Source organism: Herminiimonas sp., assembly GCF_030655415.1.
Window position 1 is genome coordinate 36,500 of the sequence record NZ_JAURVN010000011.1, and the last position, 20,056, is coordinate 56,555.

Here is a 20,056-nt window from a genome sequence, read left to right on the forward strand (position 1 = left end):
GCAGTTCCCAGTGGCTAGGCCTCACGCGGTGTGACGACTAGCAACTGCCAACTGCTGGTTAATACATAAATTAAAATTAAATACAAAAACTAAAACTTGAAGCCAAACTTAAAAATTACCCAAGAACCATTCTTTCATCCGACGTACCAGCGCAGTTGCTGATCCGTCCTGACGCGTGACGATGTGTCCGCGTAAATACTGCTTCTTCGCTTCCAACAACAAACCCAACACCGTTGCATAACGCGGACTACGTACTACATCTGCCAGTTGGCCGTTGTATTCGGGCGTACCCAAACGCGCAGGCTTCAGGAAAATATCTTCTGCCAATTCCACCATGCCGGGCATCATCGCGGTGCCGCCGGTCAAGACGATGCCGGACGACAGCACCTCTTCGTAACCGGATTCACGCACTACCTGATGCACCAGCGAAAACAATTCTTCGATGCGCGGTTCGATCACAGCGGCCAAAGCCTGACGCGACAAGGTGCGCGTACCGCGATCACCTAAGCCTGGCACTTCCAGCGTTTCGCCCGGATCAGCCAGCACTTGTTTGGCCATGCCATAACGCAGCTTGATTTCTTCGGCTTCGGCAGTCGGTGTACGCACGGCCATCGCGATGTCGTTTGTGATCTGGTCGCCAGCAATTGGAATCACTGCGGTATGACGAATCGCACCTTCAGTAAAAATCGCCACGTCAGTTGTACCGCCACCGATATCAATCAAGACCACGCCGAGTTCTTTTTCATCCGGCGTCAACACTGCATCAGCAGAAGCCATCGGTTGCAAAATCAGATCCGATACTTCAAGACCACAACGACGTATGCATTTAACGATATTCTGTACTGCAGAAACTGCACCCGTGACGATGTGAACTTTTACCTCGAGTCGGATGCCGCTCATGCCGATTGGTTCACGTACATCTTCCTGATTATCGACAATAAATTCCTGCGGTACGGTGTGCAGTAATTGCTGGTCGGTCGGAATGTTAACAGCCTTCGCTGTTTCAATCACGCGTGCGACGTCAGTAGCGGTAACTTCTTTATCCTTGATCGCCACCATGCCGCTGGAATTGAAGCTGCGAATGTGGTTGCCAGCGATGCCGGTGTACACATTTCGGATCTTGCAATCGGCCATCAACTCGGCTTCTTCCAATGCGCGCTGGATCGACTCGACGGTGGCCTCGATGTTGACGACCACGCCTTTTTTCAATCCCTTGGATTCATGCTGGCCCAGGCCGATCACTTCGTGGCGACCGTTCGGCAATACTTCCGCCACTACAGCCACCACTTTAGAAGTGCCGATGTCGAGACCGACGATCAGGTTTTTTGCGTCTTTTGTCATATTGTTCCGCTTACTTTTTTTTACTGTCCGATCCAGCAGTCAAACCTTGCGCCTTCAAGGCCAGACCGTTTGGATAACGCATGTCGATACTTTCAATCCTGTTTTGCAAACGTGCTGCCAATTGCGGATAAATCCCTACCAATCGTTCGACACGTTCTTTCAACGTCGTATTGCTTTTTTCCCTGCCTAATTCCACCATGACGCCATTACTTAATTTCACTGTCCATGCATAACGACCCGACAGATACAGCGCTTCGGCCGTGACATCCATAGGCGCGAACCATGTATTCAAATCATTCAAGCGCGCGATCACTTCTTTCTCGCTGCCCAACGGTCCGTTAAACGCCATCAAATCGGCATCTTCTTCCGCCTCTGCCAGATTGGCGGTGAACACATCGCCCTTGGTCGACAACAAACGTCCGTCTTCACCCCAGGTACCGAGCGGCGAATGCTCTTCCAGCGTTACCGTCAACTGATTCGGCCACTCACGACGCACGGTTGCCTTGCGTACCCAAGGTACTGATTCAAATGTTTGACGAACCGTATCCAGATTTGCGGTGAAAAAATTACCCTTGATGCGCGCCAACGCAGCGCTGCGCACGGTCAATGGATTGATGTGACGCAACTGCGCTTGCTCCGCGCCTTCAATCCGTATCACTTTCAATGTGAAGTACGGCCGCTGCGCGACCCACCACAAGCATGCAGAAATCAGCGCGAGCGCGACCAGGCCGAATAAGGCGTTGGCGGTTGCGTTCAACATTTTGATGTCTTGCCACATGGTGTTATCAGTTACCTTTAACGTGTTGCGACGGCTTCAACTCGAGTTTTGCCAAACGCAAAATCTCTACACACAAATCTTCGTAATCAGTTCCAGCCACTTTGGCCGACATCGGTACCAGCGAATGACTGGTCATGCCTGGCGAAGTATTGATCTCGAGCAGAAACGGTTCGTTGTCCGATTCACGAATCATGAAATCAACACGCGACCAACCGGTGCAACCAACTGCATTGAATGCATTGACAGCCAATGCCTGTATCCGTTTGGTGAAAGCTTCATCCAGCGGCGCAGGACACAGGTATTGCGTGTCATTGCTAAAATATTTGTGCTGGTAATCGTAGTTGCCTTGCGGCGCTCGAATTTCGACGATAGGCAAGGCACGCGCACTACGACCGCTGCCGATGACCGGCACTGTCAATTCACGACCTTTGATAAATTGCTCGACCAATACGACGCGGTCATACTTGGCGCACAGGTCAAAACCAGCTTGCATGCCATTAGCGTCTTCCACTTTGGCGATACCGATCGTCGAACCTTCGTGCGGCGCTTTCAACATCAAAGGCAGATCGAATTCTTTTGCGATTGCTTGCAGTTGATCGGCAGTAGTCGCATCCGAATCCAGCACGGCGAATTTTGGCGTTGGTACATCGTGGCTCAGGCAAATACGCTTGGTCATGACTTTGTCCATCGCAATCGCCGACGCCATGACGCCAGGACCAGTGTATGGAATACCCAGTTGTTCCAGCGCACCTTGCAAGGTGCCGTCTTCGCCATAACTACCGTGCAATGCGATAAAAACGCGATCAAATTTCTCGGCAGCCAATTGCGCCAGACTGCGTTCAGCCGGATCGAATGGATGCGCGTCCACGCCCTTGCTTTGCAGCGCAGCCAACACGCCTTTGCCCGACATCAAGGACACTTCACGCTCGGCAGAACGCCCGCCGAACAAGACGCCAACCTTACCGAATTCTGATTTCAAATTTGTCGTCATGATTAAACCTGATCCTGCAATTGCTTCAACTTGGCTGGCACGCCACTGATCGATCCTGCACCCATCGTGATGACCACGTCGCCATCCTTGATGACGTTCATGATCGTCGATGGCATATCCGCGATTTCTTCCACAAACACTGGATCGACTTTGCCTGCAACGCGCAATGCATGCGCCAAAGTACGACCGTCAGCTGCAACGATAGGCTGCTCGCCAGCGGCATAAACTTCCGCCAGCACCAGCAAGTCAGTTGTCGACAACACCTTGACGAAGTCTTCGAACAAATCGCGAGTACGCGTATAACGATGCGGTTGAAATGCCAGTACCAAACGACGCCCTGGATACGCGCCGCGTGCGGCCGATATCGTTGCAGCTGTTTCTACCGGGTGATGACCGTAATCGTCCACCAGAGCAAACGAGCCAGCGGCTTCGCCGTTGACGTCTTGAATATTTATTTCTCCATAGCGCGTGAAGCGACGGCCAACGCCATTGAATTCAGTCAGCGCTTTTTGCGTGGCTTTGTCGTCGACACCGAGTTCGCGCGCAATCGCAATCGCAGCGCAAGCGTTTTGCACGTTATGCATGCCGGGCTGATTCAGGCTGACGTTCATAGGCGCGTAACCATCTTGAATTACTGTGAACTGCATGTGGCCATCGACAGCTTTTGCATCGATCGCGCGCACTTCTGCATCTTCATGGAAACCGTAAGTCGTGATCAGCTTGGAGATACGCGGCATGATCGAGCGCACATTCGCATCATCGATACACAACACAGCAACTCCATAGAACGGCAGGCGCTGGGTAAATTCAACGAAGGCGGTTTTCAGTTTTTCGAAATCATGCTCATACGTTTCCATATGATCGGCATCGATGTTGGTGATGACTTCAATCACAGGCGATAGATTCAGGAAAGATGCATCCGACTCATCCGCTTCAGCGACGATAAATTCGCCCGTACCGAGTTTGGCGTTGGCGCCTGCGCTATTCAACAAACCACCGATGACGAAGGTTGGATCTAGACCACCTTCCGCCAGGACGCTGGCAACCAGACTGGTCGTTGTAGTTTTGCCGTGCGTGCCGGCAATCGCGATACCGCGCTTTAGGCGCATCAGCTCAGCCAGCATCACTGCGCGCGGCACGATAGGAATATGTTTTTCGCGTGCCGCAATCACTTCCGGATTGTCTTCCTTGACTGCAGTCGAAGTCACGATGGCATCGGCGTTTGCGATGTTTTCCGCAGCATGGCCGAGCATGACCTTTGCGCCGAATTCAATCAGACGTCGCGTCGCAGCATTGCTGCCCAGATCTGAACCCGAGATCGTGTAGCCTAGGTTCAGCAGCACCTCAGCGATGCCGCTCATGCCGCTACCGCCGATTCCTACGAAATGGATATTTTTGACTTTATGTTTCATACAATCTTCACTAACTTTTCAAGTACATCGGCGATCGCAGCATTCGCATCGCGGCGGCCGTTGGCATACGCCGCTTCGGCCATCTGTGTGCATTTCTCACGCGTCATGTTTTGCAACAAGGTCGCCAAACCTTGTGCAGTCAATTCGCTTTGCGGCAAATGGATCGCCGCTTGTTGTTGTTCCATCCAGCGCGCGTTGTCGCGTTGATGCGTGGTTGTTGATACCAACAAAGGCACCAGAACACTCGCCACACCAGCAGCCGTCAATTCAGAAACCGTAATCGCGCCAGCCCGGCAAATCACCAAATCAGCATCGACATAACGACGCGGCATATCGTTGATGAAATCAACTACTTCAGCATCCACATTTGCATTCGCATAATTGCTGCGCAATGCATCGATATTCTTTTTACCCGATTGATGCGTTACGACTGGGCGCTCCGCTGCAGGAATCAACGCCAATGCAGCCGGCAACGCATCGTTCAATGCCTGCGCACCGAGACTTCCACCGACCACCAAAATTTTCAGTGGGCCGCTGTGTTGCGCATAACGTTCCGCTGGTGGCGCCAATGCGATGATTTCCTTGCGCACTGGATTGCCAGTCACAACAGCCTTACTCGCAGCGCTACCGAAATCTGCCGGAAAACCAAACAACACGCGCTCTGCAATCGGTGTCAGCGTTTTATTCGACAACAACAAAGCTGCATCTGCGTTCAACAAGACCAGCGGCACGCCACGCATTTTTGCAGTCCATCCACCAGGTACTGTTACGTACCCGCCCATGCCCAACACGATGCCGGGATTGCGGCGCGACAAAATCGAATAGCAGGTTTTAAAACTAGCCAGCATGCGCAACACACCCGCAACCGTATGTTTCAAACCTTTACCGCGCAAACCAGCGAACGAAATCGTATCCATCGCGATGCCGGTCTTCGGCACCAGATCGCGTTCCATCCCATGTTCGGTACCAAGCCAGGTTACTTCCCAGCCGCGCGCCTGCATCGTTTCGGCAATCGCCAAACCCGGGAAAATATGTCCGCCAGTTCCCGCTGCCATGATCAGAAGTTTTTTCATATCCGGCCTCCGCGCATCAGCACACGATTTTCATAATCAATGCGCAGCAAAATCGCCAGACCCACACAGTTAATCAGTACACCCGAGCCGCCGTAACTCATCAACGGCAGCGTCAAACCTTTTGTCGGCAGCAAACCGAGGTTCACGCCCATATTGATAAAGGTTTGAACGGCAATCCAGATACCGATACCTTTTGCAGTCAACCCAGCAAACGTCAAATCCATCGCAATCGCCTGACGGCCGATTTCAAACGAGCGCTTGATGATCCAGTAAAACATCGCCACGACGACAAACACGCCGACGAATCCGAGCTCTTCACCTATCACCGCCAGCAAGAAATCGGTGTGCGCTTCCGGCAGGTAATGCAATTTTTCTACGCTGCCGCCCAGCCCGACGCCGAATAATTCGCCGCGACCAAATGCAATTAATGAATGCGACAACTGATACGCCTTACCCAGCGCATGTTCTTCATCCCAAGGATTCAGATAAGCAAAAATCCGTTCACGACGCCAAGGTGACAACAGAATCACCATGCTGAAAATACTGACCAGCGTTACGCCTATGCCGCCAAACCAGATACCGTTGATGCCACCCAAAAACAGAATGCCCATCGCGATACAAACGATCACGCCAAATGCACCCAGATCTGGTTCCAGCAACAACAGCAAACCGACAAAGCCGATCGCCAAGGTCATCGGCATAAAACCCTTGGTCAGCTTGTGCATCACTTGTTGCTTGCGCACTGTGTAATCGGCCGCATACAAGACGACAAACAATTTCATCAATTCAGATGGCTGGATATTGAATACCTTGAACGACAACCAGCGACGCGCACCATTCACGCCTTTACCTACGCCAGGAATCAACACCAGCACCAGCAAAATCAAAGTCGCAACGAACAGGTAGGGAGCAAGGCGCTGCCATGTTTCAATCCGTACGCGGAAGGCCAGCATTGCAGCGAAGATCGAAACACCAATGAACATCGCCTGACGCGTCAGGAAATGCGCGTTGTCATAACGCGCATACTTAGGAGAGTCAGGCAGCGAGATCGACGCCGAATACACCATCACCATGCCGAACAGCATCAGCAACAAAACGACCCACACCAACGGTTGGTCGTACGCCATCATCTTCGACCGCTGGTCGAGACTCGGCACGCCCTTTTGAGCTGGTGCGCCAGAGAATGATGGGAAGGCGAATTTCATGCCGTTACCTCGCCACGCGACAAACCGATTTCACGTACAGCATCGACAAACACTTGTGCGCGATGCGCATAATTCTTGAACATATCGAGACTGGCGCAAGCTGGCGACAACAAGACAGCATCGCCGGCTTGCGCGATGACTGCAGCTTTTTCTGTGGCTTCTTCCAGAGTTGTGCAATCGATCAATTCCACGCCCGTTGCTTGCAACACTGAGCGTATCGCTGCAGCGTCTTTGCCGATCAACAGAACCGCGCGCGCGTACTTCGCAACAGGATCAGCCAAAGGTGAAAAATCCTGACCTTTGCCATCGCCACCAGCGATCAGTACCAGGTGTTTGGATGCGCCGTCCTGACTGACGCCCAAACCATTCAATGCTGCGACCGTTGCACCAACATTCGTACCTTTGCTGTCGTCGTAAAAATCAACGCCGCCAATATTAGTGACGTGTTCAACGCGATGTGGCTCGCCGTGATAGTCACGCAAGCCATGCAGCAATGCAGCAAATGGCAAGTCGATCGCACGGCATAAAGCCAGTGCGGACAAGGCATTGATTGCATTGTGCTGACCGCGGATTTTCAGTGCATCGACTGGCATCAATTTTTTGGTTGAGATTTCCAGCTCGACCAATTCTTTTTTGCGGCGCTTTTGCGGCAACTCTTCTTCGCCTACTGCAACCGACAACCAGCGCATGCCGTTTTCATCGACCAAACCAAAGCAATCTGCCTGCTCTGCTTCATCGGCACCGAAGGTGATAACGGAAGCAGATGGCAAGGCCATTTGCATGACCAACGCATCGTCGCGATTCAACACACGGATAGTGTTGTCGCCAAAAATACGTGCCTTGTCGTCTGCATAGCCAGCCATATCGCCATGCCAATCCAGATGATCTTGCGTCAGGTTCAATACCGTCGCGACATCTGCCTGCAGACTGTATGTCGTATGCAGTTGGAAGCTGGATAATTCCAGCACCCATACTTGCGGCAAAGTGTCTTCAGCAACTACCTTGTACAAACAATCGAGCGCGGCCGGGCTGATGTTGCCTGCTACCTGCACAGTCAAACCTGCGCGTTGGCACAGCAAACCGACCAGACTGGTGACGGTAGTTTTGCCATTGGTGCCGGTGATCGCAATGACTTTTGGCGCGTACGCTTTTTCTTCTTTCAACGCGGCCAATGCCTGCGCGAATAATTCGATTTCGCCCCAGACTGGAATGTCTTTTTCTTCAGCCGCAGAGATGATCGCGGCCAGTTCTCGCGATGGCATCAAGCCTGGGCTGACCGCGATGAAATCCATGCCATCCAGTAAATCAGCACTGAACTCAACGGAAGATGTTGTCGCAGCGGCACCGCCAAAAAACTCAACATCAGTTGCGATCTCGCGCAATTGCGGCAAGCGATCTGGTTGCTCGCGCGTATCTGCCACGCGCAAGGACGCGCCGCAGCGGACCAGCCACTGCGCCATCGCCAGCCCGGATTCACCTAGGCCTAAAACCAGAACATGTTTACCTGCGTAGTTCATTTTTTAATGATTCTCTAAAACGATTACCGTAATTTCAAAGTGGACAAACCGAACAACACCAACATCATCGTGATGATCCAGAAGCGCACAACAACTTGCGTTTCTTTCCAGCCTTTTTGTTCGAAGTGATGGTGCAAAGGCGCCATCAACAAAACGCGTTTCCCAGTCCCGGTGCGCATCTTCGTGTATTTGAAATAAGCAACCTGGATCATGACGGACAGTGTTTCAACCACGAACACGCCGCCCATGATGAAGAGCACGATTTCCTGACGCACGATGACGGCGATGGTGCCGAGCGCGCCACCCAATGCCAGCGCGCCGACGTCGCCCATGAAGACTTGTGCCGGATGTGCGTTAAACCAGAGGAAGGCCAAACCCGCACCAGCCATCGCGCCGCAAAAAATAATCAATTCGCCAGCGCCAGGGATGTGTGGAATGAACAAATATTTTGCATAAGTAACGCTACCGGTCAGGTACGCAAACAAACCGAGTGCCGTACCAACCATCACGGTTGGCATGATCGCCAAGCCATCTAGGCCATCGGTCAGATTGACTGCGTTGCTGGTACCGACGATGACAAAGTACGTCAGCGCGATGAAGCCCCACACGCCCAATGGATAGCTGATTGTTTTAAAGAATGGAACGATCAAATCGGCCTTAGGCGGCAAATCCATGCTGAAACCGGATTGCACCCATGCGACAAACAAATCAAAAAACTGAGAATTACTAGGAGCCGAAACCGAGAAGGCCAGATAGATCGCGGCGAACAAACCAATCAGCGATTGCCACATGTATTTTTCACGCGACGCCATGCCTTTAGGATCTTTGTAAACCACTTTGCGATAGTCATCGACCCAGCCGACTGCGCCAAAACCCAGCGTCACGATCAACACGACCCAAACAAAACGATTACTCAAATCGGTCCACAACAAAGTGGAAATGCCAATCGACAGCAAAATCAAAACGCCGCCCATCGTTGGCGTACCGCTTTTGATCAAATGTGTTTGTGGGCCATCGGTACGGACAGCTTGTCCGACCTTCAGGCGCTGCAACATGCGAATTACCATCGGTCCAAAAAACAAACCGATCGCAAGTGCGGTCAAGGTCGCGAACACCGCGCGGAACGTGATGAAATTAAAGACGCGCAGTGGTCCGATTTCGTCTTGAAAAAATTGTGCCAGCCAGAGCAGCATATTAGTGAGCTTCCTGAATTTGTTGATTAACTAAATGCTGTACCACGCGTTCCATTTTCATGAAGCGCGATCCCTTTACCAACACAGTTGCATGCGCATTGACCACTGCAGCGAGCGCATCGTTCAAGGTTTCCAGATTTTCGTAGTGATGTGCGCCCGCACCAAAAGCGTTGGCGGTAGAAGATGCCAAATCGCCGAGTGTGAGTACATGTTCTATGCCATTCGTGCGTGCGTAAGCGCCGATCTCTTCATGGTATTGGCGACCATCGTTACCAACTTCGCCCATGTCGCCCAACACCAGAATGCGTGGCGCGGCGGCTTGTGCCAGTACGTCTATCGCAGCACGTACTGAATCCGGATTGGCGTTATAGGTGTCATCAATGACCAATGCGCCATCAACCGAAACTTTGCGTTGCAGCCGACCATTCACCGGTGCGAATGCTTGCAAGCCACGCACGATTGCGTCTTGCGCAATGCCGATTGCCAGCGTGCATGCGACAGCGGCCAATGCATTACGTACGTTATGTACTCCAGCCGCTGCCAGATTGATTTCAAATTTCTGACGGCCACTAACAACAGAAAGTTCGCTACCGAAATCATTCACCTTGTAAGTGCAACTTACGTCTGCGTCATCCGAGAAACCAAATGTCAGTGTTTTGCGCTGACCTGCATACTCACGCCACAGAGTGGTATAGGTATCGTCAGCTGGGAAAACCGCAATGCCATCGGCTGGCAGATACGCGAAGACCGCGCCGTTTTCGCGCGCGACGGCTTCCACCGATTCCATGAATTCCTGATGTTCGCGTTGTGCGTTGTTGACGAGGCCGACTGTTGGTTGCGCGATGGCGGACAGCACGGCGATTTCGCCAGGGTGATTCATGCCGAGTTCGATTACTGCTGCTTTGCAAGCTACATTCAAACGCAGCAAGGTCAAGGGCACGCCGATGTCATTATTGAAGTTGCCGCGCGTCGCCAGATATTCATCCGTACCGCAAGCCGCATCGAGAATCGCGGCGATCATTTCCTTGACGGTAGTTTTACCGTTGCTGCCGGTCACACCAATCAAAGGCAATGTGAATTGCTGACGCCAGTAATGGGCGATTTGACCCAGCGCGATACGCGTGTCAGGCACCACCAACGCAGGCACATTCAAATCAGCCGGCATTTTTTCGACGACGATTGCGGCGACTTTACGATCTGCGACTTGATGCAAAAATTCGTGCGCATCGAAGTGATCACCGCGCAATGCGACGAACAAATTGCCAGCTGCGACGTTACGGCTATCGGTAGAAACACCATCGAACGATGCATCCATTGTCACCGTCGAATTAGCGACTGCAGATTGAAGAATGGCTAATGTCGATTTCATCAGCTCACTCCCTGCATCACACGTGCCGACAAAGCCAGTGCGGCATGATCAGCATCCAGGAAAATCTGTTTTTTGCCTTTGATTTCTTGATACGCCTCGTGACCTTTTCCTGCCAACAAAATGACGTCCTGTTTTGCCGCATGTTTGCCAGCCCACAGAATGGCTGTCGCGCGATCCTCAATGATGTGCGGCGCGTTTTTGGTCTCACCGATGCCGGTCACGATTTGCGCGATGATGTCGGCAGGCTCTTCGTGACGCGGATTGTCGCTGGTGACGATGATGTGATCGGCGGCCATTACAACCTTGCCCATTTGCGGACGCTTGCCAGCATCGCGATCACCGCCACAACCGAATACACACCACAATTCGCCACCACGTTCTGTCGCGACATCACGTAAAGATGACAATGCTTTTTCCAAGGCATCTGGCGTATGCGCGTAATCGATGACGACTAATGGCGCTTCGCCGCCGCCCAGTTGCTGCATGCGACCAGGAACTGCTGTCAGCATTTCTACCGCTGTCAGCGCCTTGCCCCAGTTAATTCCTTTGGCCAGCATCGCGCCGACTACCGCCAGTACATTGCTGATATTGAATTGGCCGACCAATTGGGTTTTGACATGCGTGCCACCAAGACTGCAGGCAAACTGGAACGAGGTACCGTTTTGCGTGCTGTGAATTTCCGTCGCGCGCAAAACATTGACGCCAGCAAATTCATTATTCGTCAGTGTATAACCGGTGATCGCCGTATCAGGATTGTTGCGCTTGATGCGTTCAACCAAACGCAAGCCCATTGCATCATCCAGATTGATGACTGCGTGCTTCAAACCCGGCCAGTCGAACAGGATATTTTTAGCTTCTTCGTACGCAGCCATATCACCGTGATAATCAAGATGATCGCGGGTGAAATTAGTGAACAGCGCGATATCGAAATGCATGCCGGACAAACGACCTTGATGCAAACCGATGGACGAGGCTTCAATCGCCAATGTCGTCGCGCCGTGCTTGCGCATTTCTGCCAAGGTACGTTGCAGCAATACTGCATCCGGCGTGGTGTAACCAGTTGCAGTCAAATTACCGGCAGAACCATTGCGGAATACGCCGACACCTAAGGTGCCGATAACTGCCGTTGGCTCACCCAAACGTGACAAGGCATGACCCAGCCATTGCGAGCATGATGTTTTTCCGTTGGTGCCAGTGACCGCAATGGTCGACATCGCCAAATCAGGTTGCACGTAAAAATGTGCAGCGATATCGCCAGCATGCGCTTTCAAATTATCTACGGCGAGATGCGGCACATCCCACTCTGCGCGCCATGTGCAATCGGCAGTTTCATAAAGCACTGCGCCCGCACCGCGTTCAATCGCATCGAGAATAAATGAACGGCCATCTGCTTCATCGCCGGGATAAGCAACGAAGACGTCGCCAGCGCGCACGCTACGCGAATCAGAAGTCAATTCTGCATTCGGTGCAGTGGCTTTCAGCCAGTCCAGAACTTCCGCGATGGTAAGCAAGGAGGACATTACATATTCTCCAATGCAGCGTCAGCCGGAATGATGATGTTGGTGATGCTCGAATCAGGTGCCACGTTCATCGCACGCAATGCATTCGCAGTCACCGCAGCAAAAATTGGCGCAGCGACTTGACCGCCATAATGCTTGCCGGCGGATGGCTCATCGATCATCACAGCGACAATGATGCGTGGATCGGAAACTGGCGCGAAGCCGACAAACGACGATACGTATTTTTTAACGTACTGACCTTTTTCAATTTTGTAGGCAGTACCAGTTTTGCCGGCGACGCGATAGCCTGGCACTTGCGCTTGCGGTGCCGTGCCAGTTGGGCCGGCTGCCATTTCCAGCATGCCGCGCGTTGCGCGTGCGGTTTTTTCACTGATCACACGTTGCGCGATTGGTTGATCGCTGGAACGCTGAAAGGTCACTGGAATGATTTCGCCATCGCGCGCAAAGATCATGTACGCATGCGCAATCTGCAGCAAGGACACGGAGATACCGTGACCATAGCTCATGGTCGCCTGTTCAATCGGACGCCATGATTTATACGGACGCACACGGCCGGCAACTGCGCCCGGGAAGCCAACCTTAGGTTGTTGACCGAAACCGACCGAAGTAAACATGTCCCACATTTCATGTGGTTCCATCTGCAGTGCAATTTTTGCAGTACCGACGTTGGACGATTTCTCGATCACTTGCGATACCGACATCAAGCCGCCAGCATGCGCATCGCCAATTGTCGCAGTACCAATCTTCAGTTTGCCCGGCGCGGTTTGTATCATCGTGTTCGGCGTGATGTATTTATTATCCAGCGCCAATGCAATCGTGAAAGGCTTGAGCGTAGAACCCGGCTCAAACGTGTCGGTCATTACGCGGTTACGCAATTGCGCACCGGTCAGTACCGAGCGATTGTTCGGGTTGTAAGTTGGCAGATTTGCCAGTGCCAAGACTTCGCCGGTTTTCGCATCAAGGACGACGATGCCGCCGGCTTTTGCCTTGTGCAATTCAACCGCATCTTTCAATGCCGAGAAGGCGATGTACTGAATCTTGCTGTCGAGAGACAAAGTCAAATCTTTGCCGTCGTGCGGTTCACGCACCGACTCGATATCTTCAACGATGCGGCCAAGACGATCTTTAATGACGCGACGATTACCGGTGACGCCAACCAAGGTTTTCTGGAACGCCAATTCCATCCCGTCCTGGCCTTTATCTTCAACACTGGTAAAGCCGACGACGTGCGCCATGACTTCACCTTCAGGATAGTAACGTTTGTATTCTTTACGGGTATCAATGCCGGCGATACCGAGCTTCAGAATCTTGTCGACGGTATCGAGTTCGACTTGGCGCTTCAGATAAACAAAGCCGCGATCCGAATCCAGCTTGGCGCGCAAATCACGTTCGCTCATATCGAGCAATTTCGCCAAGGCCTGAATTTTTTCTTTTGGTGCTTCCAACACATCGTCAGGAATCGCCCACACCGCACGCACCGGTATCGACGATGCTAAAACCTGGCCATTGCGATCGGTAATCTTGCCGCGGGTCGCCGGCAATTCAAGTGTGCGCGCGTAACGTGAAGCGCCCTGCTTTTGCAGGAAGTCTTTCGACATTCCTTGCAGCCACAGAGCACGGCCAGCCAGCGTTAAAAATGCGGCGAAGATCAGAAACAATACGACACGCGAACGCCACGCAGGCAGCTTTGTTGCCAGCACCGGGCTGGCTACAAAAGGCACGCCTTTACCGGCGGCGGTGCGAGAGTTACGTGATGAACCGCGCGTCATTTCTCCCCCGTCGTCAGATATTGCGTACTGGCTGGCGATACCGACACCATGCGCAAATCGCGGCGCGCGTTCAGTTCGATACGGGAATGTTTGCCTAGCGTCGACTGATCAAGCTGCAATTGCGCCCACTCGATATCGAGTTGACGCGATTGCGCTTGTGCGCGTTCGAGTTGAATAAACAAAGTGCGGAATTGATAATGCGCGTTCACCACTGACAAGGCGCACACCACAAGGATGCAGGTAATCAAAAGGCTGATGCGCCCGCTCATTGCGCAACTCCAGGAGCTGGCAAGCGTTCGGCAACGCGCATGACGGCTGAGCGGGAACGGGGATTGGCACTGATTTCTTCGTCGGAAGGTTTGATGCGGGCAATCAATTTCATTTCAGGCTGCGGCAGATCGACTGCACGTATCGGCAAGCGACGGTCCGGCTGCGGCACATTGGCTTTGCCTACCATGAACTGCTTGACGATGCGATCTTCCAGCGAATGAAAGCTGATCACAACCAATCTCCCGTGCGGGGCCAAATGTTTATAGGCTTCGCCTAAAACTACCTCGAGTTCTTCAAGCTCTTTATTGATGAAAATCCGGATAGCTTGAAAGGTGCGAGTGGCCGGGTCCTTGCCCTTCTCGCGGGTTTTAACGGTGCGTGCCACGATCTCGGCAAGCTGTCGTGTGCTTGAAATTGGTTCGACTGCCCTGCGAGCAGCAATCGCCTTTGCAATCTGAAAAGCAAACCGTTCTTCCCCATATTCGCGTATCACTTTCTCGATTTTTTGTTCGGTTTCTGTTGCCAACCACTCTGCCGCTGAAATGCCTCGCGTCGTATCCATACGCATGTCGAGAGGCCCATCTGCACGAAAACTGAATCCCCGTGTAGCGTCGTCAACTTGCGGTGACGAAATCCCCAGATCCAGCAACACCCCATTCACCTGCTTGATACCGCGACCTGCGAGTGCTTCACCCAAGGTTGCAAAACTGTCGTGCGCAATGTCGAAGCGCGTATCGTTGATCGTTGCAGCATTCGCAATCGCTTGCGTGTCCTTGTCGAACGCCAGCAAACGTCCGCCAGCACCAAGTCGCTGCAAGATCAAACGGCTATGACCACCACGCCCGAACGTACCGTCGACGTAAATGCCATCCGCGCGCTCGCCTTCCAGCGCCAGCGCGTCGACCGCCTCATCCAGCAACACGGTCCGGTGCTGGTATTGCTGCACCGTTTCTACATTCATCACGGCGTCAGAAAGAAAAATCGTTTAATACATCGGGCATGCCCGCAGCGATCGCATTCGACTCGCTCTCGCCCAGCTTGGCCGCATCCCAGATTTCGAAATGACTGCCCATGCCCATCATCATCACGTCACGCGTCAAGCCGGCTGCAGTACGCAACTCAGGAGCGATCAGGATGCGACCGGCGCTGTCGACATCGACATCGGAGGCATTGCCAAGAAAGATGCGCTGCCAGGCGCGTGCTGAAATCGGCCATTTGGCAATCTCTTCGCGACGCATTTCCCAGACGGGACGCGGGAAGAGCAGCAAACAACCGTCAGGATGTTTAGTCAGAGTGATGCGCCCCTCACACTGCAAAAGCAATGCGTCACGATGCCGAGCTGGAATAGTCATCCGGCCTTTAGCATCGAGATTGAGAGAAGACGCGCCTTGAAACACCCTGAAATCCTTTTTTAGTATGCGTTGCATGGTGATTTGCGTTTGTCTTGCGGTTCAAATTACCCACAAATAAACACTTTTTCACACTGTCGCCCACTTTAGAGGATGCACCAAACCCGGTCAAGCGAAATTCAGGGGCAAAAACACTAATTTTTTCAATGAAGTCAATGACTTAGCGCATTACATTGATGCAACACGTTTGTTAAATAACCCTAAGAATTAAGCACTTATGATTGATAGTGAAAGTGGCACATCAGCTAAACACATGTGTTTAGCTGATTCAGAGAATTATTTGAAGGAAAAATAATGTTGCGAGATTGCGCTGAATTGCTTCGAAGAAGATCAGATGGGGCATCCAGTAAAGCAGAGCCCGCAGCCGTCTGCGTTCTTTTCATGAGGAAATGGAAAGAGATCGCGCGGTGCTTCTGATGACTACATATTGATCCGGCAAAGCCGACTACTTACCTTTTGCACCGGCGAAAAAGCAAGCGCGCCCAACGCCATGCCAGCTAATGCGTCGAGGAAGACATGCTGGCGTGTCGCCAGAGTTGAATAGATGATGAGCGCACACCACGCGTAGTTGAATAATCTGGCCGCCGTTGGCGCACCACAGGATCTTAAGTGTGCGTTTAGGTAGGCCGCGGTGAACACCGCAAATGCCACATGTAGCGACGGCATCGCATTGGCGCCGCCATCCTGGCTCTTAAGAAAAGCCAGCGCTGGATACAACTGCCAATCCACACCAAAATCCGGCACGGTGGTCGGAAAAAGCCAGAACGTCAGCAATCCCGCAATGCAAAGAAAGCCTGCGCGATATAAATAATCAAGAAATTCAGCGCGTGTTTCTATCAAACCCGATGCAATACAAACGTAAAACCACAAAGAAGCGTACGGAATCAATGCCCACTGTTGCACGACGATCCAGTGATCGAGTGCAAAAACCGGTATGACTTGTAACGGGGAAAACGGCGCCGGATGATCCATCACCCAGAAGTACGCGAAAAAAAATGCAGAAAAACCGATGGCGTTTCCCACAGACTTCAACAGTGCGTGCGACTTGAGGCGTCTCACGAGCGGTTGTGTCCAAAATTGGTTTTTCAAAAATTCCCCTTATTGCACTGCGCCCCATGTCCGCACATTAAAGTGCGCAAGAAAGCTTGATCTGATGATAGGCAATGAGCTTCCATTGGCACGTTGATTATTTGATGGAGGACGATTGCACTTTTCTAATGTTCGGGGCTTATCTGCTACCTACTTTATGTAGCTAACTACCACTCGAACCAGCATCTATCCGGCAGATTGGAGTGGAATACCGCCATTTTGTTCAAATAACTCGACAAGTTTCGAGCAACGAAGAACGCGCTATTCTTGCGACGGCAATCCACATTTGACAGAAGGGTCGGCCACCGGCGTGCAGTATTTATAGGCTTCTTCTCTAGTACCACCTTCAACCCGCATGAAAGGAGCAAAGCATTCCTGGCTTTCGCGATATGCGCGCATCAATTGTTCGCAATCTGCGTTCTTGTTATCGACGACTGGGGGTGCACTTTTTGGATCTGCAGACTGATCGGCCGCTTTCGTAGCCGCAGCGTCGGCGCGCGCCCTATTGGCTGACTCGACCAGCTCTTTCTCTTTGGCGACACGCTCCAAAGCTTCTTGACGTTGCTTTTCACTGACGCGCGATGCACTGGTATCCACCTTGGTGGCGACGTCCTTGTAGCGCGGCGGTACCGTATCCGAAATCTGCGTGCGTCCGTTTTCATCAACCCACTGATAAATCGTCGTCGCATAAGCTGTGGAAAACAGCATGCTGCAAGCAAATAGAAACGCCATTTTGCTAGTCATGATTGCCTCATTTCTTTAGATATGTGGCCAACATCGTCAAAAGCATCGCACACCGGACATAGATCTGAACTTACTTCAGTAACGAATTCCGAATATCCCGATCAAGCCGATGGCGATCAAATAAATCGCAACGATAAAATTCAACAAGCGTGGCATCAACAGAATCAAAACACCAGCGATCAGAGAAATCAGTGGAGCCAAGGTAATGTGCAAATTCATGGAAATTCCTTTTATTAAAATTATGCACCGCATGTGCATATCGAACTAGCTTACCCCATCTGTCCAGGATCTTGTGTGCGACGGCGAACTGTTCGTAGCAGCAGCGATAATCGACGATTAGAATGACGGGTAGACTCTTTTAAGCGAAGCAAGCAATGATGAAACTGGACTCACTCGATCACTTGGTGTTGACCGTTAAAGACATAGCCGCCACCGTTGATTTTTACCAACGTGTGTTGGGCATGACGACCGTCACCTTCGGCGAAGGAAGAAAAGCGCTGGCCTTCGGCGCGCAAAAGATCAACCTGCATCAGCAAGGCAAGGAGTTCGAACCCAAGGCTGAACGACCTACGCCGGGCTCAGCCGATCTTTGCTTTATTACCTCGGTTCCGCTGGATCAAGTCGCGATGCATTTTGCCGATTGCAAGGTCGCGATAGAAGAAGGCCCGATACGGCGCACTGGTGCAACTGGGCCGATTTTGTCGCTCTATATACGTGATCCGGATTTCAATCTGATTGAAGTTTCCAATCAGTTGACTACTTGAGCTGCGCTTATTTTTGAATTTCTGATCAGACCAGCGCAAAGAAAAAGGCGATGCGAATCATCGCACCGCCTTTGAATAAAGTTGAAGCAAGCCGATAGGCCGGATTCTGTTACGGCGCATGAGCAAGCCCATGCGCTATGACAACCATTCCTCTAGGCCGTGAATTACTCCACGGCTCAAGCTTTCTACCCGCACGCTCCGCGAGCAACGTCAACGCGTGCCTATTTGAAATTGCTCCAGGTGGAGGTTACCGCGTTTCACCGTAACTAAATACGCTCGTCTCTGTGGCCCTATTCCTCGCCTCACGGCGGACGGCCATTAACCGTCACCCTGCTCTATGGAGTCCGGACCTTCCTCCCGCCATCACCGAAATGACAGCCAGCGGTTGTCTTGGCTTGCTTCAGCCGACATTGTAGCCGCTCACGCAGGGAAAGACTCGGATAATGTCTTATCATCCGTCTGACTATGCCGAGTCTGCCCTGCACCATCACTCTCGATTCTAATTAAACAAGCCGCATGAAACGGTACGAAAAGCCTGCTGATTTGACGTGAGCTTGCTATCTCGATCACAAGACTTCGCCTTCCACTCTCCAAACTTCTGCGGACGTTATCCAGCTTCTGATTCTGGATAAACCGCCTGTGTACGCTTACCCTTGCAGTATGATTGCTGAAGCTGCGGCTTGAGTTGTCACAAGAAACCGCAATTCATTGCGCGCCCCAGCACATAATCCTGATCGCGTTTACAAGTTTATTTGCCGGATCATTAACGCTGCTTCCAGCGTTTGCCAAGAGACCATAAAAATGAGTGAATCATTCACCATGCGCATCAATCAGTACACGCTTGCCAGATCCGCGCTGAGATCCGTGCTCATCGCTGGCATCACGATCTTCACATTCAGCAGCAACTTTGCGCATGCTGAAGAAGCCAGAGTTCCCGACACGATCGCGCAGCGCGTCGCCGCTTGCGTGGTTTGCCACGGCAAAGAAGGTCGCGCTGGCAGCGATGGTTACTATCCGCGTATCGCGGGCAAACCCGCCGGCTATCTATACAACCAACTTATCAATTTCCGCGACGGTAAGCGCACCTATCCCGTCATGACGGCTATGCTGGAAAACATGTCGGATGCCTATCTGCGAGAGATCGCACAATATTTTTCTGACCAACATCCGCCCTATCCAGAGCCACAACCAACGCAATCCACCCAAACTGAGCGAGAACGTGGTCGCGTATTGGTACATGACGGCGACAAGGCCAAAGGCATTCCGGCTTGCGTCGCCTGCCATAGCGCAAAAATGACAGGTACTGCACCAGCGATTCCCGGCCTGATCGGTTTGCCACGTGATTATTTACTCGGGCAGATAGGCGCATGGAAAATCGGCACACGCAAAGCCGCCACACCAGATTGCATGGCGCACATCGTGCAAAAAATGGATGCCGCCGACATCAGCGCAGTGACCGCATGGTTATCCGAACAGCGCGTGCCGGCAGATGCGTCGCCAGCGCCTGCGCTAAAAATCAAACTGCCACTGGAATGCGGCAAGCTGTCGCCTTGAGCCTGATGACCGGCTCACGCCATCAAGTCGTTGAAATAAGTAAAAGTAAGCAAAGACA

At 52.1% G+C, this 20,056-nt stretch carries 19 protein-coding genes and 1 other RNA gene; 2 read left to right on the plus strand and 18 right to left on the minus strand.

Going from position 1 to position 20,056, the window contains the following annotated elements:
• Nucleotides 1-108: 108 nt before the first annotated feature.
• The 17 genes from ftsA to Q7T66_RS08695 form a co-directional block, all read right to left on the minus strand.
• Nucleotides 109-1,341, minus strand: a complete 1,233-nt coding sequence (gene ftsA, locus Q7T66_RS08615; protein WP_304932931.1) for a cell division protein FtsA — start codon at nucleotides 1,339-1,341, stop codon at nucleotides 109-111.
• A gap of 10 nt (nucleotides 1,342-1,351) precedes the next feature.
• On the minus strand, nucleotides 1,352-2,119 hold the full coding sequence (locus Q7T66_RS08620) for a cell division protein FtsQ/DivIB (protein ID WP_304932932.1): 768 nt from the start codon (nucleotides 2,117-2,119) through the stop codon (nucleotides 1,352-1,354).
• Between the two features lie 7 nt (nucleotides 2,120-2,126).
• Complete coding sequence (locus Q7T66_RS08625) at nucleotides 2,127-3,110, minus strand: D-alanine--D-alanine ligase (protein WP_304932933.1); 984 nt, start codon at nucleotides 3,108-3,110, stop codon at nucleotides 2,127-2,129.
• 2 nt (nucleotides 3,111-3,112) lie between these two features.
• On the minus strand, nucleotides 3,113-4,522 hold the full coding sequence (murC, locus tag Q7T66_RS08630; RefSeq protein ID WP_304932934.1) for a UDP-N-acetylmuramate--L-alanine ligase: 1,410 nt from the start codon (nucleotides 4,520-4,522) through the stop codon (nucleotides 3,113-3,115).
• Entirely contained in the window at nucleotides 4,519-5,595 is a 1,077-nt protein-coding gene (gene murG / locus Q7T66_RS08635) for an undecaprenyldiphospho-muramoylpentapeptide beta-N-acetylglucosaminyltransferase (RefSeq protein ID WP_304932935.1), read from the minus strand. The genes murC and murG overlap by 4 nt, the downstream gene beginning before the upstream one ends.
• Complete coding sequence (gene ftsW / locus Q7T66_RS08640; protein WP_304932936.1) at nucleotides 5,592-6,800, minus strand: putative lipid II flippase FtsW; 1,209 nt, start codon at nucleotides 6,798-6,800, stop codon at nucleotides 5,592-5,594. Before ftsW ends, murG begins: the two co-directional genes overlap by 4 nt.
• Entirely contained in the window at nucleotides 6,797-8,317 is a 1,521-nt protein-coding gene (murD, locus tag Q7T66_RS08645; protein WP_304932937.1) for a UDP-N-acetylmuramoyl-L-alanine--D-glutamate ligase, read from the minus strand. The genes ftsW and murD overlap by 4 nt, the downstream gene beginning before the upstream one ends.
• 23 nt (nucleotides 8,318-8,340) lie before the next feature.
• Entirely contained in the window at nucleotides 8,341-9,510 is a 1,170-nt protein-coding gene (mraY, locus tag Q7T66_RS08650; RefSeq protein ID WP_304932938.1) for a phospho-N-acetylmuramoyl-pentapeptide-transferase, read from the minus strand.
• Between the two features lies 1 nt (nucleotide 9,511).
• Nucleotides 9,512-10,879: a UDP-N-acetylmuramoyl-tripeptide--D-alanyl-D-alanine ligase gene (gene murF, locus Q7T66_RS08655; RefSeq protein WP_304932939.1), complete on the minus strand. Its 1,368-nt coding sequence runs from the start codon at nucleotides 10,877-10,879 to the stop codon at nucleotides 9,512-9,514.
• On the minus strand, nucleotides 10,879-12,399 hold the full coding sequence (locus Q7T66_RS08660) for a UDP-N-acetylmuramoyl-L-alanyl-D-glutamate--2,6-diaminopimelate ligase (RefSeq protein ID WP_304932940.1): 1,521 nt from the start codon (nucleotides 12,397-12,399) through the stop codon (nucleotides 10,879-10,881). Before Q7T66_RS08660 ends, murF begins: the two co-directional genes overlap by 1 nt.
• Nucleotides 12,399-14,168: a penicillin-binding protein 2 gene (locus Q7T66_RS08665; RefSeq protein ID WP_304932941.1), complete on the minus strand. Its 1,770-nt coding sequence runs from the start codon at nucleotides 14,166-14,168 to the stop codon at nucleotides 12,399-12,401. The genes Q7T66_RS08660 and Q7T66_RS08665 overlap by 1 nt, the downstream gene beginning before the upstream one ends.
• Complete coding sequence (ftsL, locus tag Q7T66_RS08670; RefSeq protein WP_304932942.1) at nucleotides 14,165-14,437, minus strand: cell division protein FtsL; 273 nt, start codon at nucleotides 14,435-14,437, stop codon at nucleotides 14,165-14,167. The genes Q7T66_RS08665 and ftsL overlap by 4 nt, the downstream gene beginning before the upstream one ends.
• Nucleotides 14,434-15,399, minus strand: a complete 966-nt coding sequence (rsmH, locus tag Q7T66_RS08675; RefSeq protein WP_304933018.1) for a 16S rRNA (cytosine(1402)-N(4))-methyltransferase RsmH — start codon at nucleotides 15,397-15,399, stop codon at nucleotides 14,434-14,436. Before rsmH ends, ftsL begins: the two co-directional genes overlap by 4 nt.
• Before the next feature lie 7 nt (nucleotides 15,400-15,406).
• On the minus strand, nucleotides 15,407-15,835 hold the full coding sequence (gene mraZ / locus Q7T66_RS08680) for a division/cell wall cluster transcriptional repressor MraZ (protein ID WP_304933019.1): 429 nt from the start codon (nucleotides 15,833-15,835) through the stop codon (nucleotides 15,407-15,409).
• 432 nt (nucleotides 15,836-16,267) lie between these two features.
• Entirely contained in the window at nucleotides 16,268-16,906 is a 639-nt protein-coding gene (locus Q7T66_RS08685; RefSeq protein ID WP_304932943.1) for a phosphatase PAP2 family protein, read from the minus strand.
• A gap of 291 nt (nucleotides 16,907-17,197) precedes the next feature.
• Nucleotides 17,198-17,680, minus strand: a complete 483-nt coding sequence (locus Q7T66_RS08690) for a DUF4124 domain-containing protein (RefSeq protein ID WP_304932944.1) — start codon at nucleotides 17,678-17,680, stop codon at nucleotides 17,198-17,200.
• Nucleotides 17,681-17,755: 75 nt separating this feature from the next.
• Nucleotides 17,756-17,899 carry a DUF3096 domain-containing protein gene (locus Q7T66_RS08695; protein ID WP_304932945.1) on the minus strand — a complete coding sequence of 48 codons (144 nt, stop codon included), beginning with the start codon at nucleotides 17,897-17,899 and terminating at the stop codon, nucleotides 17,756-17,758.
• Nucleotides 17,900-18,057: 158 nt separating this feature from the next.
• Between Q7T66_RS08695 and Q7T66_RS08700 the strand changes: the two genes are divergently transcribed.
• Nucleotides 18,058-18,444, plus strand: coding sequence for a VOC family protein (locus tag Q7T66_RS08700; RefSeq protein WP_370691632.1), 387 nt, complete (start codon nucleotides 18,058-18,060; stop codon nucleotides 18,442-18,444).
• Nucleotides 18,445-18,523: 79 nt separating this feature from the next.
• On the opposite strand, the gene rnpB is transcribed toward Q7T66_RS08700, so the two are convergent.
• Nucleotides 18,524-18,846, minus strand: an RNA gene (rnpB, locus tag Q7T66_RS08705) — RNase P RNA component class A.
• Between the two features lie 417 nt (nucleotides 18,847-19,263).
• Between rnpB and Q7T66_RS08710 the strand changes: the two genes are divergently transcribed.
• The gene (locus Q7T66_RS08710; RefSeq protein ID WP_370691635.1) at nucleotides 19,264-19,998 is read left to right on the plus strand and encodes a cytochrome c; all 735 of its coding nucleotides are present in this window, start codon (nucleotides 19,264-19,266) and stop codon (nucleotides 19,996-19,998) included.
• The last annotated feature ends 58 nt before the right edge of the window (nucleotides 19,999-20,056 follow it).

What these genes read in the sequence shown, in the direction of transcription:
- ftsA (WP_304932931.1), bottom strand. Translation starts at nt 1,341, where the DNA reads ATGACAAAAGACGCAAAAAACCTGATCGTCGGTCTCGACATCGGCACT.
- Q7T66_RS08620 (WP_304932932.1), bottom strand. Translation starts at nt 2,119, where the DNA reads ATGTGGCAAGACATCAAAATGTTGAACGCAACCGCCAACGCCTTATTC.
- Q7T66_RS08625 (WP_304932933.1), bottom strand. Translation starts at nt 3,110, where the DNA reads ATGACGACAAATTTGAAATCAGAATTCGGTAAGGTTGGCGTCTTGTTC.
- murC (WP_304932934.1), bottom strand. Translation starts at nt 4,522, where the DNA reads ATGAAACATAAAGTCAAAAATATCCATTTCGTAGGAATCGGCGGTAGC.
- murG (WP_304932935.1), bottom strand. Translation starts at nt 5,595, where the DNA reads ATGAAAAAACTTCTGATCATGGCAGCGGGAACTGGCGGACATATTTTC.
- ftsW (WP_304932936.1), bottom strand. Translation starts at nt 6,800, where the DNA reads ATGAAATTCGCCTTCCCATCATTCTCTGGCGCACCAGCTCAAAAGGGC.
- murD (WP_304932937.1), bottom strand. Translation starts at nt 8,317, where the DNA reads ATGAACTACGCAGGTAAACATGTTCTGGTTTTAGGCCTAGGTGAATCC.
- mraY (WP_304932938.1), bottom strand. Translation starts at nt 9,510, where the DNA reads ATGCTGCTCTGGCTGGCACAATTTTTTCAAGACGAAATCGGACCACTG.
- murF (WP_304932939.1), bottom strand. Translation starts at nt 10,879, where the DNA reads ATGAAATCGACATTAGCCATTCTTCAATCTGCAGTCGCTAATTCGACG.
- Q7T66_RS08660 (WP_304932940.1), bottom strand. Translation starts at nt 12,399, where the DNA reads ATGTCCTCCTTGCTTACCATCGCGGAAGTTCTGGACTGGCTGAAAGCC.
- Q7T66_RS08665 (WP_304932941.1), bottom strand. Translation starts at nt 14,168, where the DNA reads ATGACGCGCGGTTCATCACGTAACTCTCGCACCGCCGCCGGTAAAGGC.
- ftsL (WP_304932942.1), bottom strand. Translation starts at nt 14,437, where the DNA reads ATGAGCGGGCGCATCAGCCTTTTGATTACCTGCATCCTTGTGGTGTGC.
- rsmH (WP_304933018.1), bottom strand. Translation starts at nt 15,399, where the DNA reads ATGAATGTAGAAACGGTGCAGCAATACCAGCACCGGACCGTGTTGCTG.
- Q7T66_RS08690 (WP_304932944.1), bottom strand. Translation starts at nt 17,680, where the DNA reads ATGACTAGCAAAATGGCGTTTCTATTTGCTTGCAGCATGCTGTTTTCC.
- Q7T66_RS08695 (WP_304932945.1), bottom strand. Translation starts at nt 17,899, where the DNA reads ATGAATTTGCACATTACCTTGGCTCCACTGATTTCTCTGATCGCTGGT.
- Q7T66_RS08700 (WP_370691632.1), top strand. Translation starts at nt 18,058, where the DNA reads ATGAAACTGGACTCACTCGATCACTTGGTGTTGACCGTTAAAGACATA.
- Q7T66_RS08710 (WP_370691635.1), top strand. Translation starts at nt 19,264, where the DNA reads ATGCGCATCAATCAGTACACGCTTGCCAGATCCGCGCTGAGATCCGTG.